This window comes from Bradyrhizobium sp. WYCCWR 13022 (assembly GCF_030435535.1).
Taxonomy (GTDB): domain Bacteria; phylum Pseudomonadota; class Alphaproteobacteria; order Rhizobiales; family Xanthobacteraceae; genus Bradyrhizobium.
In genome coordinates this window covers 113,028-128,508 of record NZ_JAUIZJ010000023.1, presented here as the reverse complement: position 1 = coordinate 128,508, position 15,481 = coordinate 113,028, and the positions used below count along the sequence as shown (strand labels likewise).

Sequence of the window (15,481 nt, the reverse complement as noted above, 5' to 3'; positions counted from 1 at the left end):
TTGGCCGCATGATGGCTCGATCCGGCAATCCGGTCCTGCGGCTGGGGACGCTGATATTTGCGGCGCTTTCGCTTCTGCTTGGCGCAAGCGGGACGGGGTGGCCGCAAGCGGCGCCGCCGTCGCTGGACCTGCAGCAGCAGGGCCCGCAGGCCGCGCCGCCGCCCTCTACGCCCGAGCCGGCCGGCGATGACAATCCCGGCCTGATCCACGAAATGGGCAAGCTGTTCGACAAGCCGCCCGCGGTCCTGCCGCCGATCAAGAGCCCCAGCGAGACCATGAAAGATCTCTCGCGTCTCGTGCGGCCGTCCATCATGGTGTCGGGGCGTGCGGCCTGTCCGCCCTCGTCGAACGGCGCGCCCGACTGCAAACCCGCTGCTGACCAGTTATGCCAGAGCAAGGGCTACAAGGAAGGCAAGAGCCTCAACACCGACTCCGCCGAGAAGTGTTCGGCCAAGGTTCTCATTCCGGGCAGGCAACGCAAACCGGATGATTGCCGCACCGATACCGTCGTCACCAGCGCGCTGTGTCAGAACTAGGAACGTCGCGCGAGCAGCAAGGAGCGCCCATGAGCCGCTACGAGCAGGACTTCCTCGGACAGCGTAAGATCGCCGACGACATCTACTACGGCGTCCAGACCATCCGGGGTAAGGAGAACTTCCACATCACCGGCATTCCGATGAACCAGGAGCCTTACTTCGTGAAGGCACTGGGTTACGTGAAGAAGGCCGCGGCGATGGCCAACCGCGACCTCGGCGCGATCGACGCCAAAGTCGCCGATGCGATCATCCTGGGCTGCGACCGCGTCATCGCCGGCGACATGATGGATCAATTCGTCACCGACTTCATCCAGGGCGGCGCCGGCACCTCGACCAACATGAACGCCAACGAGGTGATCGCCAACCTCGCGCTGGAATCGCTCGGCTTCAACAAGGGCGACTACCAGCACGTCAGCCCGAACGACCACGTCAATTACGGCCAGTCGACCAACGACACCTATCCGACCGCGTTTCGCCTCGCGTTGATCCTCCGGCTCGAGAGCTACATGACAGCGCTGCGCCAGCTCCAGGAGGCCTTCTTCGCCAAGGGGCGCGAATTCGACCGCGTGCTGAAGATGGGTCGCACGCATCTCCAGGACGCCGTGCCGATGTCGCTCGGCGCCGAATTCCGCGGATGGGGCACCACGATCGGCGAGGAGGTCGACCGCATCTCCGAAGCGCGCGCGCTGCTGCGCGAGATCAATCTCGGCGCCACCGCGATCGGTACGTCTGTCACGGCTGCCGTCGGCTATCCAAAACTCGCGGTCCGGCATCTGAGCGCGCTGACCGGCGTCGACTTCATCCTCGCGGGCGATCTGGTCGAGGCGACCTCGGACACCGGCGCCTATGTGCAGCTCTCCGGCGTGCTCAAGCGCACCGCGAGCAAGCTGACGAAGATCTGCAACGACATCCGCCTGCTTGCCTCCGGCCCGCGCGCCGGCTTCAACGAGATCAACCTGCCGCAACTGCAGCCGGGCTCCTCGATCATGCCGGGCAAGGTCAACCCCGTGATCCCCGAGGTCGTCAACCAGACCAGCTTCCTCGTCATCGGTCTCGATACCACGGTGACGCTGGCGGCTTCCGCCGGCCAGCTCCAGCTCAACGTGATGGAGCCGGTGATCTCGTTCGCGCTGTTCTTCTCGATCCGCACCATGGAGCGCTCGGTCAACAGTCTGCGCGAGAACTGCGTCGTCGGCATCACCGCGAACGAGGAGCACACCCGCAACATGGTGCTGAACTCGCTCGGCATCGTCACCGTGCTGAAGCCGCTGCTCGGCTACAAGCAATGCGCCGAGATCGCGCGCGAGGGCTACAAGAGCGGCAAGTCGCTGCACCAGATCGTGGTCACCGAGCGCAAGCTGCTGACGCAGGAGACATGGGACGAGATGTTCTCGTTCGAGCGGCTGATCAATCCGGATCTGATTGGGTAGGCGCTGGTATTTCCCCAGTCATTCCGGGGCGACGCGTAGCGTCGAGCCCGGAATCCGTCGGGCCTCAGCGTAGATAGCGAAATGGATTCCGGGTTCGCGCCAGGAGGCGCGCCCCGGAATGACAACCAAGGAATTCCGCTGCTTGGAATTGCGGTAGCCGCATCCTTCCGGCGTCAAAACGCAATACTTGACAGTGGAAAGATTGCCTTGTTGGTATGGTCCCAACATCTCATGCGTCTGCCAGCAAAGGATCGCGCCGCAATGTCCATGCCTGCTCTGTTCAAGGGACGCCTGTCGATCCCGGTGATCGGTTCGCCGCTCTTCATCATCTCGGTGCCCGACCTCGTGATCGCGCAGTGCAAGGCGGGCGTGGTGGGCTCGTTCCCGGCGCTGAACGCGCGGCCGCCGGAGCTGCTCGACCAATGGCTGGCGCGGATCACCGAGGAGCTCGCGGCCTATGACCGCGCGCATCCCGACAAGCCGTCGGCGCCGTTCGCGGTCAACCAGATCGTGCACAAGTCGAACAACCGGCTCGACCACGACATGCAGCTCTGCGCCAAGTACAAGGTGCCGATGATCATCTCCTCGCTCGGCGCGCGCGAGGAGCTCAACCAGGCCGTCCACGGCTGGGGCGGTATCGTCTTCCACGACGTGATCAACCAGAAGTTTGCCCACAAGGCGATTGAGAAGGGCGCCGACGGCCTGATCCTGGTCGCGGCCGGTGCCGGCGGTCACGCCGGCACCATCTCGCCGCTCGCCTTCGTCGCCGAAACGCGCAAATGGTTCGACGGCCCGATCGCGTTGTCCGGCGCCATCGGCAATGGCAAGGCAATCCGTGCCGCACGTATTCTCGGCGCCGACTTCGCCTATATCGGCTCGGCCTTCATCGCGACGAAGGAAGCCAATGCGGTCGAGAAGTACAAGGAGATGATCGCGGGCTCGACGGCCGACGACATCGTCTATTCGAACCTCTTCACCGGCGTGCACGGCAATTATCTGAAGCCGTCCATCCTGGCCGCCGGCATGGATCCGGAAAACCTGCCGACGTCAGACCCCTCCAAGATGAACTTCGGCACCGACGCCTCCGGCGAACGCGCCAAGCCGAAGGCCTGGAAGGAGATCTGGGGCTCGGGCCAGGGCATCGGCAGCATCGAAGGCATCATTCCCGCCGCCGAACTCATCGCGCGCTTCAAGAAGGAATACGACGAGGCGATCGATCCGCCGTTGTGACGGCGATCGCAATGAGTGCGATCTATCGCGTCGACGGCAACAGCGTCGTCACCAGCCCCAATGCCGCCGGTCCCTGGGACCGGCGCATGCAGCATGGCTCGGCGCCATCAGCGCTGGTGACGTGGGCCGCGGAGCGGATTCCGACGCCTGTGTCGATGAACATCGCGCGCGTCACCATCGACCTGATGCGCCCGGTGCCGGTGGCGCCGCTCGCGATCGAGACGGAGGTTTTGCGCGAGGGCCGCAAGATCCAGCTCTGCGAGGTCAAGCTCTTCGCCGACGACGTGCAGGTCGTCGGCGCCACCGTGCTCAAGATCAAGCAGCAGTCGCAGCCGCTGCCCGACGACGTCGAGGACCTGCCGGTCACTCTGCCGTCGCCCGAGGACTCGCTGGTCGAGGACGGCCACGGTGCGACCAGCCCGTTCGCGGGCATGGTCTCGATGCGCGCCGCGCGCGGCCGCTTTGGTCAGGCCGGTGCAGGCGCGATCTGGTTTCGCCTCGATCATCCGCTGGTCGAAGGCGAAGCGGTCTCGCAGGCGATGCGCGCGGTGGTCGCTGCAGATTTCTCCAACGGCACCGCCTCGACGCTCGACTTCCGCACCTGGACCTACATCAACGCCGACCTCACGGTGAGCATGGCGCGTCAGCCGGTCGGCGACTGGATCTTGCTCGATGGTGAATCCTGGATCGGCCCCGACGGCGCGGGTCTTGCGATGTCGCGATTGGCGGATCGGCAAGGCTATTTCGGCCGTGCCGTACAAAGTCTGGTGATTGAGAAGCGGTGAGCCCAACGGCAGCGCCGTGATCGCTCCCGAGGCCGATTGAACGGCAGGCTTCCGCCGCCGCGGAAGGGATGTCCCAGCATCCTGCCAGTTCACAATCCGTAGAAGATCTTGATCTCCCACAGCACCACGATGATAGCCGTGATCAACGTGACCGCGGCGACTGCACTTTCCAGGGAAGCGACTCTCATTGCTTACTCCGCTTCCCAGCCCCGTCAGCGGTCTAGTTGATTCCCCGATTCGCCGGCAATCGTGCGGTCGGCTCGGATACGCACTCCGTCGCGCGATGTGGTGCGGGGGCCACAACGGCACCGTAAAATCCCGGGTGAAAGCGCCTGAAAATACCGGCGCTTCGCGCGATGCGTGTATTCCGAACCCGTCGCTGCAATCAGGGAGATTACCCCACCATCCGGTCCCGGCCGCTCCAGAAGCCGGCACGCAATACCTTCTTGTCGACCTTGCCGACGCCGGTCATCGGCAGCTGCTTGACGAACTGGATCTGCTTGGGCGCATGGGCCGAGCCCTTTCGCGTCCGCACCATGTTGATCAGTTCGTCCGGATCGGGACTGGCGCCCTCGCGCGGCACGACGATGGCGGTGACGGCCTCGCCCCATTTCTCGTCGGGCACGCCGACGACCGCGACCATCGCGACGTCCGCGTGTTGCGACAGCACGTCCTCGACCTCGCGTGGAAAGATGTTGAAGCCGCCTGATACGATCATGTCCTTCTTGCGGTCGAGAATGAACATGTAGCCGCGCTCGTCCTGGCGCGCGATGTCGCCGGTGTGAACCCAGCCGTTCCTCAGCGTCTCTGCAGTGATGTCGGGCCGCTTCCAGTATTTCGCCATCACATGCGGTGCGCGCACGCAGATCTCGCCGGCTTCGCCCGTCTTCACCTCCTGGTCGTTGTCGTCGAGGATCTTGACCTCGCAGGCCGCGATCGGAAAGCCGCAGGACAGGAACAGTTCGGGCGTCTTGGGATCGTGATCTCTCTTGCGCAGCACCGAGACCGGATAGCATTCAGTCTGGCCGTAGAGCTGCGAGAACACCGGACCGATGCGCTCGATGCCCTCGAGCAGCCGGCTCGGCGACATCGCCGATGCGCCGTAAAGCACCAGCTCGAGCGAGGAGAGGTCGGTCTTGCCGAGCGTGGGATGATCGAGCAGCACATAGATCATGGTCGGCACGAACAGCGTGAAATTGATGCGCTCGCGCGCGATCGTCGCCAGTACGGCTTCGGGATCGAAGCCCTTCAGCATGTGCACGGTGCCGCCGCGCATCAGCGTCGGCAGCACCTTCGTGCCGGCGACGTGGCTGATCGGTGCCACCGTTAGATAACGCGCGGCGTCGGGGATCTCGAAATCGGCGAGGATCGCGCCGGCAGCACCGGCGTTTTCGCGGTGGTAACGCAGCGCGCCCTTGGATTTTCCCGTGGTGCCGCCGGTGTAGTTGAGCGTGGAGAGATCGTCGAGGCCAGCGAGGCATTGTGCGCTGGCATGTCCCGCGCTCTCGATCGCAGCCAGCAGATCGACGCCATAGTCCGCCGGCCCCATCGTGAAGACCGCCTTGAGCAAACTCGCCTTCGCGGCGAGCTCGCCGCCGCGATCGCGGAAGGCGGCGACATCGACCACCAGTACTTCCGCCTCGGAATCTTCGAGCTGGAAGAGCTGGTCGCCCTGCGATCCCAGCGGATGCAGCCACGTGATGCAGCATCGCGACAATTGCGCGGCAACGCCGGCGCACCAGGTGTCGGCGCGGTTCGCGGTGAGAAAGGCGACGCGCGCACCTCGCTGCAAGCCGAGCCGCATGAACACGCCCTGGATACGTCCGATCAAATCGATGGTGCCCCGATAGCTCAGCGATCCGCCGGGCCAAGCGAACGCGGTGCGACCGGGATAGCGCGCCAGCGCCCGTAGCGTCTGCGCACAAGTCGGGGACGATGCGTGGAGCGGATCGGACATATGTTTCCTCGTTGCTTTGTCATCGGCTTCTTGCGTGCCAATGTTGCCGACGACGCTAGCACAGGGAATGCGGGATGGAACGACAAAGCCCGCACGCGGAGCCAAGAGTGACAGGGAGGCATGGTTGACATCCGATCGACTGCAACGCTTCAGCGACCGCCTCGCTCTTCCGCTGATCGCGGCGCCGATGTTCCTGGTGTCCGGCGTCGAGCTCATGGTCGCGGCCTGCCGCAATGGCGTGATCGGGAGCTTCCCCACCGTGAATTGCCGCAACACGGAACAGCTCGATGATTGGCTCACCGAAATCGCGACGCGCCTGCATCGGCACGAGGATCAGACCGGTCGCAAGTCCGCGCCGCTTTGTCCGAACCTGATCGTGCATCGCTCCAATGCGCGGCTGGAGCAGGATCTCGCCGTGCTGCTCGAGCACAAGCCCGAGATCGTCATCACCTCGGTCGGTTCGCCCGCGCCCGTGTTGAAGCCGCTGCACGATGCAGGCAGCCTGGTGCTGGCGGATGTCGCCTCGATCCGGCACGCCGAGCGCGCGGCGGCAGCAGGTGCCGATGGACTCGTGCTGCTCACCGCGGGCGCGGGCGGACAGACCGGCTGGCTCAATCCCTTCGCCTTCGTCCGCGCGGTGCGCGCGTTCTATGACGGCATCATCGTGCTCGCCGGCGGCATCAGCGACGGCCGCGCGCTGCATGCGGCTGAAGTGCTCGGCTGTGATCTCGGCTACATGGGCACCAAATTCATCGCGACGCGCGAGAGCATGGCGGACGAGCGCCACAAGCAGATGCTGGTCGAGAGCAGCGCCGACGACATCCTGCTCACCACGGCGTTCACGGGCCTGCAGACCAGCATGCTGACGCCGTCGATCGTCGCCGCCGGTCTCGACCCCGACGACCTGCCGGCGCGCGGCGCCATCGACATCGGCAAGGATATCGACGTCACGGCGCGTGAGAACCGTCCCAAGCGCTGGCGCGATATCTGGAGCGGCGGCCATTCGACGTCGGGCGTCACCGGCGTGATGGCGGTCGATGACCTCGTTGCGCAGACGGTCGCGGAATACCGCGAGGCGGGTGCCCCGTAGCGTTTTGCGCCGCCCGGCACGGTCAATCCCGCATGGCTGAACAAGCCCGCACTTAACGCCAGATTAACCATCGACCGCCAAGAATCCCCCTCACGGCCGCCAATCAGGACGAGAGGGACAGGCGATGGATTTCGATTTTCTCAACAGCAAGACAGCAGCAACGCTGGACGAGATCCGCGTCCGCGTCGCCCATGCGCTGGCCCGTCACCCGCTGTGCCGTAATGTCCGCTTCGACATCGTCAGCGTCCCTCGCACCCGTCGGGGCGGCAACTGGACGGTGACGCTGCAATCGGTCGAGCCGCGCGCCGTCTGGGAGGCCTCCGAGATCGTGGCCGACATCCAGGACGCCTACGATCTCGCCGCAGCTGCTTGATTTCATTTGGTATTTCTGTCTTGACGCCGCGGGCATGGTGATTGTCGCCGCAAAGGCACACTCAAGCCTTAATTCGTGCCCTTTTGCCGGGCATCTCTAACAACATCGTGAAGCGGCCCTCCCGGAGAGAGACGTTTGTCCAGAGCCATCACCATCACCGTGCTGACCTGCTTCCTCGTCCTCGGTGCCGCCACCACTGCCATTCTCAGCCGGGATAGCGTGCCCAGCGCCAGTGCCGAGATGATCACACAAGCCCCGCCGAAGCCGCTTGCCGCCAATCGCGCCGCCAAGGCCGACCGGCTGGTTCCGACGCTGGCGCTGGCCTCGGCCGCAATCGACCCGGTTCAGGTTCCGGCCGACAGGCTCTCCCAGGCCCCGGTTCTGACCGAGCCGCTGCGCCAGGCCTTTGCCGCGGCGACCCCGTCCGATTTCCCGATGCCCGCGTCGTCGTCGTCATCGGCGAGCGTCAACGAGGCGCCGGCGGAAACCACCGCCGCCGTCGAACCCGCGCCGAAGCCGAAGCCCGTCGCCAAGCCTCAGCCGCAGAAACACTACTCTCTGCTCTCCGACGTCCAGATCGCCGGCATCCGGGATCGCCTGAAGCTGTCGTCGTCGCAGGAATATTACTGGCCGTCGGTCGAGAGCGCGCTGCGCAACGTCGTCAAGAAGATCTCGGCGAACAAGCTCTCCAATCCGGGCGGGCCGAACGTGCAGATCGATCCGAACTGCGACGAGGTCCAGCAGCTGAAGTCGGCCGCGATGCCGCTGCTGTTCCAGCTGCGTGACGACCAGAAGGAAGAAGTGCGCAAGCTCGCCCGCATCATCGGGCTGGAAAAGGTCGCGCAGCAGATCTGACGTCGTTCCGTCACAGGAACTGCGTCCTTCAGGAACATCCGGCAATCCTGCCGCGTTGCCCGCTCCAAACAGGGAGTGGGCCAATGCGTGCCTCGACAGCTTATTTCGTCGGTGCCGGAACGATCGTCGCCGCCATCGCCATTGGTCTCGGCGGCGGCATCGTTGCCGGCAATATCATGAATCCGATCGCGCCCAAGCAGGGGCCCGACACCAGCAAGACGGCGCAGCGCGCGGAAGCCAACGCGCCGGCCGCGACCAATGCGCCCTCGGAGCGCGTGCAGTACATCACGGGGTCGCAGGCGTTCACCACGATGATCGCCGCACCGGTTCAGGCGCAGAGCGAAGCCAAGCCGGATGCGAAGCCCGATGCAGGGACCACTTCAGCCAAAGCGGACACGTCGCCGCCTGCGCAGACCGCAGCCGTCGAACCGCCCAAGCCGGCGCCATCGCCTTCGCAAGCGACGAAGCCCGCTGAGCAGCAGGCCTCGACGGAGCCCGCATCCTCTGCCGAGAATGCCTATGCCAGAGCCAGCAATTCCGACGTCAAGCGTGCCGCAGCGGAGCGCCGGCGGGCGAGCCGGCACGAACGCTGGGCCGAGCGTCGCCGCTATGAACAGCGCGATGCGCGTGCGGCGCGCGACCAGACCGATTGGGATGATGTCGCGCGCAGCGTCCGCGAGGATTCCGATGCGCGCGACTATGCCAGCCGCCCGCGCGGCGGCCTCCCGCAGATCCGGATGTTTGGCCCCGATGACGACGACTAGCGACCGGTACCACGCACGCGAACGTGAAGCGGCATAGCCCAAGCTTCGCTTCGGCGTTCACGGAGACGGAGGCCGTCGGCCGCCATGCCGCCTGCTCCCGCAACGAGAGAAGCAGGAAACGTCACCCACCGTGTGACTCCACCACCTTGCGGCAGCCGTCCGAAAGCTTCGCCTTGTTCTCGCGCAGGCAGGCGTTCATCTGCGGCGGCTTGCCGATGTGCTCGGCGCAGAACTTGCCGGCGTCACTGCGGCAGGCCATCTGCTCCTGCGGCGTCGGGCCGGATTGTGCCGCGGCGGGCATGATGGCGGCGGTGAGCAGCAGTGCGGCAAGAACCGTAGTCTTCATAAGGCACCTCTTTGCAATTGCGATCGGTCCCGCTCGGGATCGGGCGAGCGGACCATCTCGCGGAGATCCATGGCCGGTCCATGCCATGTTCATGGCATCGGTTCGGAGGCTGGCCTGCTGCACCCCCATCTTCATGGCATGTCTTGGCGCGGCGTCTTTTGCCATTGAGGCTGCACGTCGGCTGCGAGATCAGGTGATTGCACCGGGGCGCCGAACGGGAAGCAGGAGAGCGAGATGTCGAACAAACTGGGAGCGCTGAGCGTCGGGCTGACGGTGATGATGCTGGCGGGTGCGGCCACGGTGTCGCTGGGCACGAGCCCGGCGCAGGCGGTGGTCTATTGCAAGACGGTCGGCGTGCCCAAGGGTTGCGTGGTGCGGCCGCCTGCGGCGGTGGTCGTTGCGCCGGTTGCGGCCGCGGCCGTGGCAACACCCGGCATAGGCGCGCCCGGCGTCGGCGTCCGCGCCGGCACGCCGATGAATCGCGGCGGCCCGGTCAATCGCGTCGGCGTGCGCTAAGCGCCACCTCTTCACCTGGCCCCGCTTGCGGGGAGAGTGGAGGAAAGGCTTCGGGCCAAGGGAGCTCTGCAAGCGAGCCTGCGAACGAACCCCCCGTCCTTCGCAAGCCAAATCCCGGCCCGTCCCCTCTCCCCGCACGTCCGATGCGTCCGGGGAGGGGGCTTTTCAGACCGCGGCCACGTCGCTGTCGGGAAAGACCCTCGGCAATTGCAGCCGCACCTGCGTGCCTGAGGTATCCGAATTCAGATCGAGCACCGCGCCACAGCGCGTGGCACGGCCTTTCATGTTGCGCAGGCCGCGCGCTGTCTGGCTCGCGCCCGCCGCTTCGCCGTCGTCACCAAGTGCAAAGCCGCGGCCGTCGTCGGCGACGCTGATCACACCGTACGGTCCCTCGCCGTCATCACGTGTCTCGATGGTCACGATGATGTGGCGCGCAGCGGCGTGCTTGACCGCGTTGGTCACGGCCTCGTCCAGGATGCGTACGATCTGGATGACGTGCCAGGGCCGCAGTTCGGGATGCAGCGGCAGGCCTTGCGGCGTTGCCACGCGCCACTCGAGCGCGATGTCATGCGGCCGCAACTGCATCGCCGCGCGTTCGCGCCAGGAGCCGAGCGCAAGCATGAGGTCGCCGCCGATGTCGTCCATGGAATCGATGACGAGGCGCAGATCCTTCAGCGCGGCGCGCGCAGCATCCGTGATGGTCGCGCCCTCGTGCCCACGCTCGGAGAGCGCAACGATGCTGATCAACTGGCCGCCGAGGCCGTCATGCAAATCGCGCATCAGCCGCGTGCGCTCGTTGGCCAGCGCTGCGGCCCGGGCGCGCGCCTCCTCGCGGGCAAAGCTCGTCTTCAGCCGCTCCTCGGCCTCGCGCACCCGCGCAACGAGCTGGCCGGCAAAGCTGTCGACCTGGTTCAGCGCGCGGGCGAAGCGCCAGGTCAGGCCGGCGCCGATCGCAATCAGCAGCGCGGAATAGGACAGTCGCGAGACGAAGGTGCGTTCGTTGGGCATGATCTCGAACACCGACAGCATGTCGTGGACCCAGCAGGTCAGCACGATGGTCGCCGCGCAGCCGAGCGCGAAGCTGACGACGTCCTGTCGTCGGAGCACGGCGTAGGCCGCGATGCCGGCCATCAGCACCAGGCAGAACCCGACCGTTGGGATACCCAAAAGCATGAAGAGAATGCGCGGCAGGGGCGGCCCTGCGATGAGGCCGCCGGCGATCACGATGAGCCCGGGCACGAACAGCAGCACGCCGTAGCGCGGCCAGCGCCAGCCGAGGAAGAGCACGGCCGACGCCACGATCAGCGCGCTCTCGATCGGTGCGGAGGAGAGCAGCACTCCGGCCAGGCGGGACGAGGTGGCCGGCGGCACCGGCGGCGTCAGGAAGGCCTGCACCACGCCGAGCACCATCGCCGTCGCGAGCACGCCATAGACCGGCTCGTGGCGCCGCATCAGCCACATGATGGCGAGGATGACGGCGAGGATCGACTGCCAGGCGGAGAACACCACGGGCAGCGTCACGAACAGCAGCGTGCGGGTCTCGTAGGCCGGGCGCAAGGCCGCATCCGGGCCGACATAGACGGTGTCGAGGAAGCCGAGCAGCGGTCCCCAGACGAACAGCCGCACGTTGATGTCGTTGCTGCCCTCGCGCAGCAGCGAGGCGGGGATGACCGCGATTTCGGGCGTGTTGCGGTCAGGCCGGTTGGCGGTGGGATCGTGCCGGGAGTCCAGGATCACGACGCCATTGACCGCGACCTCCACGCCGTTGCTGAAGCGCGGCAGGAAGACCGACCAGGTCGTGTTGGCGCCATCCCGCTTCAAGAGGAACTTGCCGGAATAGAGCGGCGGATCGGCGAGCGAATAGCGCGACGCCGTGAAATGCGGCAACGTCACGGGGCGTGTCGTGCCGGCTTCGCGCAGCGAGAACTCGCTCACGGCAAAACCATCGGGGTCTCGCGGCTCGAGCAGCCGCAGCCCGAGGACGATGGCGATCACGATCAGGATCTGGAGCAGCAGATACGGCACGATGCGCGCGAGCCGCAGCCTGCGCCGGGATACCACGGCCTTCGCGGCGATCTCGCTCACAGCTTGATCAGGCCCTGCTGCACCGCCTCGAACACCGCTTCGCTGCGCGTGTGCACCTCGAGCTTGCGATAGATGTTCTTGATGTGGCCGGGCACGGTCTGCCGGGACAGGCCGAGATGGCTCGCGATCTCGGCGTAGCTGAAGCCCTTGGCGATGCCCCAGAGAATGTCGATCTCGCGCGGCGTGAGCCTTGCGGTGTTGAGTGCGGGGCCCGGTGGCGGCTCGGCCGAATTCTGGGTTCGCCGCACGATGAAGCGCGCGATCGAGGCCGAGATCGGCGAATGCCCGGCGACCAGATCGCGCACGGTGGTGGCGATGTCGGTCGGGAAGGCGTCCTTGAGCAGATAGCCGGTGGCGCCGACGGTGATGGCGGAGATCACGCTTTCCTCGTCGCCCAGCGCCGAGATCACCATGATCTCGGTGTCGGGAAAGCGCCGCCTGGTCTCGCGGATCAGCTCGATGCCGTGACCGTCGGGCAGCCGCAGATCGGTCAGCAGTACGCGCGGTGCGCTCCCTGCGAGCGCGCTCCGGGCCTCACCGAGCGTGCCGCCCGTGCGCACGTCGTGGCCGGCCTTCACCAGCGCGTCCTGAAGCCGCCAGCAGGTCGGTGCGTCGTCTTCGACGAGGAGGATGGTGATGGCTTCACCGGTCTCGCCCTGGTCCGTCATGATCATGGTCCCGGCCGCGTGTCCCCCGCGGCGTGCAGCCAAGCTTAGCCGCGGTGCCGCGCGCGCGACACCCATAATCATGGGGGCGGCGGCGCTGGCAACCGCTGCACCCGGATCGTCGCCGTTCCGCTGTTGTTTTTGTAGAACTGGACGCGCCGGCCCTGGACCGGAACGAGCCAGCGCGGCGCATGCCGCGTGGTCATGAGGCGCGGGAAGATCTGGACGGCATCATTGACGTAGAAGAACAGCTCGCCGGCCTCGGGGGCCTCGAACTCCGCGACCAACAACTCGGACAATCCCTGCTTGCGCCAAAGTGCGCGCGCCGCCGGCAGCGCCGCATCCGGGATCGGCTCGAAATCCCCGAACGGTTTCCAGACGCGGCTCAATTCGCTGCCCGGTTGCTTGAACTCGGCGGAGTCCTCGACGTGGATGGGGTAGTTGTCCTTGCTGTCGTCATCATAGGCCGGCACCGTGGCGTTGACCCGCCGCGGCAGCTCGCTCGCCGGCACTCCGTTGATGGCTTGCAGCGGCAGATCGTAAGATCCGCGCGCGCCGATCCGCACGACCGGCTGGAACCAGTCGGCGCCCCGGAGGCGCAGGATCGGGACGGCGAGGCGGTGGGTCAAATCGGGCGGTGTGGTGAATCCGTTCAGACCGGTCATGATGGTGCGGTCGAACCACGGATCGGCCATCTGGATCCAGACACGGTATTTGCGGCCCTTCTCGACCGCGAGGCGGCTTGGCCAGCAGAAATCGCCGACGTCGAACAACTCGCCGTCGCGCGCCGTCACCGGCGTATCGCCGACAGCTTGCGTCGATGCGCTGCTCTTGCAGAAATCGCCGACGCCTGCGCGCCAGTCGAAATAGCCGCGGGACAGGAGCAGCAGTCCGGAGCCGAAGATGGCGGCGAGGAAAACCGCCGGCATCAGTACGTTGGTGAAGGCCATCCGCACCGGCCAGGCATGCAGCCGCATCCAGCGGCCGATCGCGAGCAGCCAGCCGGACTTGCTGACCCGCTTTCGCGAGGCCATCCGGTCTGGCCGGTACCAGGCTAGTCGGGCGCGCTCCTGTATGCTGTCGCGCAGCGTCGCATTCCTGTTCCACGCGATTAGGATGATGATGACGAGCACGGTGGTGAGCGTGGGATAATAGAGTGCGATGGCAAGCCACGGCGCCACATAAGACGGCAGCACGCTCGAAACCAGATCGGCGAACGGCTTGATGACCGTGCTCGTGCCGTTATCGATCGCCGTGATCACTTTGAGCAGCGTGGTGTTTTCGAGACCGTGCGCCTTGGACGATCCGACGACGGTGCGTGCGATCCAGGGCCATGCGGCGAAGATGATGAGCGCGATGACCAGCGAGAAATAAGCCACCCGGCGCCACCACACGGTGTCGAGGACTTGCCGCACCATCTCGGAATTCGGCGGACTCATTGCCATGAAGGCGTCGGCTTCCGCCGCCTTGTGGCGGTCGCCTTGCCGCTTCGCGTAGGCGGATCTCATGGCCTTGCGCGTTTCGTCCCGCGTGAGCGGCAGCACCTGATCATCCGGCAGCAGCACCCGGGCATTGGCTGGGAGCATCAGCGGCGCGTAATTGTCGCACCCATGCAGCATCCGTTCGACCACGCCGAAGTGCACCACCGGCGGTCCGCCATCCTCGATGCGGTCGTGGATCGGCCGCGGGCCGTAGCGGTACAGCACGCCGGCGCCGCTGCGTGAATCGTGCATCGGCCCGATCGCCGACTGGTACTCGCGGAAATGCTCGATCGTGCCGTCCTGGAAACGGAGCTGGTCGCGGAGTTGCTCGGCCATCCACACCAGCGGCACGAACGACAGCGTGGATTCCGGATAGCCGCCGCCGATGTCGGAATGCACGCCGGCGAACCACACTTCCTTGACGATCTGCCCCTCGGCAAGATTGGCCTGATCGATGCGCAACGGGTGAAAGGTCGTGCGTTCGTCGTCGAGCGCGAGTGCGTGGCAGGCGTGTTTCACCTTGTCGGAAAGCCGGTAGTTTCGGAACGAGATCGGCCAGATCGCCCAGTCGATCGCGACACGGAGCTCCTCGACTGGCACCCCGAACGCCTCGACCGTGTCGAACAGTCCGAGGAATTCGATCTTGACCTCCTTGCGCCCGTCCATCGCTTCGCGAACGCTGGCATAGGAGCGATGCCTGAGAAGGAAGTGATAGAGATAGATCACGACGTTGCGCAGCCAGCGCGCCAACCAGATCGTTGGCAGGCTGTAATAGCCGACGGACTCCTCGCGGTACTTTCGCCAGGCGGCCATCGTGTTGCGCTGCATCTCCGCATGCGACACGGCCACCTTGTCGATCACCGCCGGCACCAGACCCTGGCTGGCGATCAGCGCCGCCAGCGTGCGCGCGGTGAAGGCGCCGCGGCTGAAGCCGAAGATGTAGATCTCGTCGCCCTCGCGCCAGTTCCAGCACAGGAAGCGATACAGCTTGCGGACGTTGGCGGGCACGCCGATGCCGGTGGCGCCGTCGAGGGCTGCGAGCGGCGCCCAGCCGGCGGTGCCGACACCCTTGATGTAGTAGGCGATCTGGTCGGGCTGGGTATGGTCGAGCGCCTCGTAGAGCCGCCAGACGCTGGATTCCTGGGTCGTGAAGGCGTTGCCGGTGCCGTCGGCGAACAGCACCAGCTTGCGCCCTTTCTGCGCGACGGTCGCGGGCGTGTCGGCATCCGGATCGTCGTGCGTATGCTCCACCCTTGCGGGCCCGTCATGCAGCGCCACGTCCTGGTGCGTCATGGATTCCTCCGAAAATTCAGCTGAGGATGTCTTCAGCCCTGCTCGGGCGGCATCCCGGAAATTCAATCAGTGGCT

Annotated in this window: 14 protein-coding genes; 9 read left to right on the top strand and 5 right to left on the bottom strand. The window is 65.9% G+C overall.

What is annotated here, in order from left to right; all coding sequences use genetic code 11:
- The first annotated feature begins 8 nt into the window (after positions 1 to 8).
- The 4 genes from QY049_RS27575 to QY049_RS27560 all read left to right on the top strand — a co-directional run bounded on the left by QY049_RS27575 (position 9) and on the right by QY049_RS27560 (position 3,981).
- Positions 9 to 536, top strand: a complete 528-nt coding sequence (locus QY049_RS27575; RefSeq protein ID WP_258765030.1) for a hypothetical protein — start codon at positions 9 to 11, stop codon at positions 534 to 536.
- A 29-nt stretch (positions 537 to 565) separates the two neighbouring features.
- Positions 566 to 1,966 (top strand): aspartate ammonia-lyase, encoded by a 1,401-nt coding sequence (locus tag QY049_RS27570; RefSeq protein WP_301270220.1) that lies wholly within the window; start codon positions 566 to 568, stop codon positions 1,964 to 1,966.
- Between the two features lie 261 nt (positions 1,967 to 2,227).
- Positions 2,228 to 3,196: a nitronate monooxygenase family protein gene (locus QY049_RS27565; protein WP_194479422.1), complete on the top strand. Its 969-nt coding sequence runs from the start codon at positions 2,228 to 2,230 to the stop codon at positions 3,194 to 3,196.
- 11 nt (positions 3,197 to 3,207) lie between these two features.
- A complete protein-coding gene (locus QY049_RS27560; protein ID WP_258765032.1) occupies positions 3,208 to 3,981 on the top strand; it encodes a thioesterase family protein in 774 nt (257 codons plus the stop codon).
- A 394-nt stretch (positions 3,982 to 4,375) separates the two neighbouring features.
- On the opposite strand, the gene QY049_RS27555 is transcribed toward QY049_RS27560, so the two are convergent.
- Positions 4,376 to 5,938 carry an AMP-binding protein gene (locus QY049_RS27555; RefSeq protein ID WP_258765033.1) on the bottom strand — a complete coding sequence of 521 codons (1,563 nt, stop codon included), beginning with the start codon at positions 5,936 to 5,938 and terminating at the stop codon, positions 4,376 to 4,378.
- A gap of 124 nt (positions 5,939 to 6,062) precedes the next feature.
- Between QY049_RS27555 and QY049_RS27550 the strand changes: the two genes are divergently transcribed.
- From QY049_RS27550 to QY049_RS27535, 4 genes are all read left to right on the top strand, one after another.
- Positions 6,063 to 7,028, top strand: coding sequence for a nitronate monooxygenase family protein (locus QY049_RS27550; RefSeq protein WP_194479425.1), 966 nt, complete (start codon positions 6,063 to 6,065; stop codon positions 7,026 to 7,028).
- A 124-nt stretch (positions 7,029 to 7,152) separates the two neighbouring features.
- Positions 7,153 to 7,401: a hypothetical protein gene (locus tag QY049_RS27545; RefSeq protein WP_194479426.1), complete on the top strand. Its 249-nt coding sequence runs from the start codon at positions 7,153 to 7,155 to the stop codon at positions 7,399 to 7,401.
- Between the two features lie 135 nt (positions 7,402 to 7,536).
- Positions 7,537 to 8,256 carry a hypothetical protein gene (locus QY049_RS27540; RefSeq protein ID WP_258765034.1) on the top strand — a complete coding sequence of 240 codons (720 nt, stop codon included), beginning with the start codon at positions 7,537 to 7,539 and terminating at the stop codon, positions 8,254 to 8,256.
- Positions 8,257 to 8,339: 83 nt separating this feature from the next.
- Positions 8,340 to 9,020: a hypothetical protein gene (locus QY049_RS27535; RefSeq protein WP_258765035.1), complete on the top strand. Its 681-nt coding sequence runs from the start codon at positions 8,340 to 8,342 to the stop codon at positions 9,018 to 9,020.
- A gap of 121 nt (positions 9,021 to 9,141) precedes the next feature.
- Here QY049_RS27535 and QY049_RS27530 read toward each other — a convergent pair whose 3' ends face one another.
- Complete coding sequence (locus tag QY049_RS27530) at positions 9,142 to 9,366, bottom strand: cysteine rich repeat-containing protein (protein ID WP_194479429.1); 225 nt, start codon at positions 9,364 to 9,366, stop codon at positions 9,142 to 9,144.
- 234 nt (positions 9,367 to 9,600) lie between these two features.
- On the opposite strand from QY049_RS27530, the gene QY049_RS27525 reads away from it, so the two are divergent.
- Complete coding sequence (locus tag QY049_RS27525; protein WP_194479430.1) at positions 9,601 to 9,882, top strand: hypothetical protein; 282 nt, start codon at positions 9,601 to 9,603, stop codon at positions 9,880 to 9,882.
- Between the two features lie 165 nt (positions 9,883 to 10,047).
- On the opposite strand, the gene QY049_RS27520 is transcribed toward QY049_RS27525, so the two are convergent.
- The 3 genes from QY049_RS27520 to QY049_RS27510 form a co-directional block, all read right to left on the bottom strand.
- Entirely contained in the window at positions 10,048 to 11,967 is a 1,920-nt protein-coding gene (locus tag QY049_RS27520; protein WP_258765036.1) for an ATP-binding protein, read from the bottom strand.
- Positions 11,964 to 12,635, bottom strand: a complete 672-nt coding sequence (locus tag QY049_RS27515; RefSeq protein ID WP_258765037.1) for a response regulator transcription factor — start codon at positions 12,633 to 12,635, stop codon at positions 11,964 to 11,966. The genes QY049_RS27520 and QY049_RS27515 overlap by 4 nt, the downstream gene beginning before the upstream one ends.
- A gap of 77 nt (positions 12,636 to 12,712) precedes the next feature.
- Positions 12,713 to 15,406, bottom strand: coding sequence for a DUF2235 domain-containing protein (locus QY049_RS27510; protein ID WP_258765038.1), 2,694 nt, complete (start codon positions 15,404 to 15,406; stop codon positions 12,713 to 12,715).
- Positions 15,407 to 15,481 lie beyond the last annotated feature (75 nt).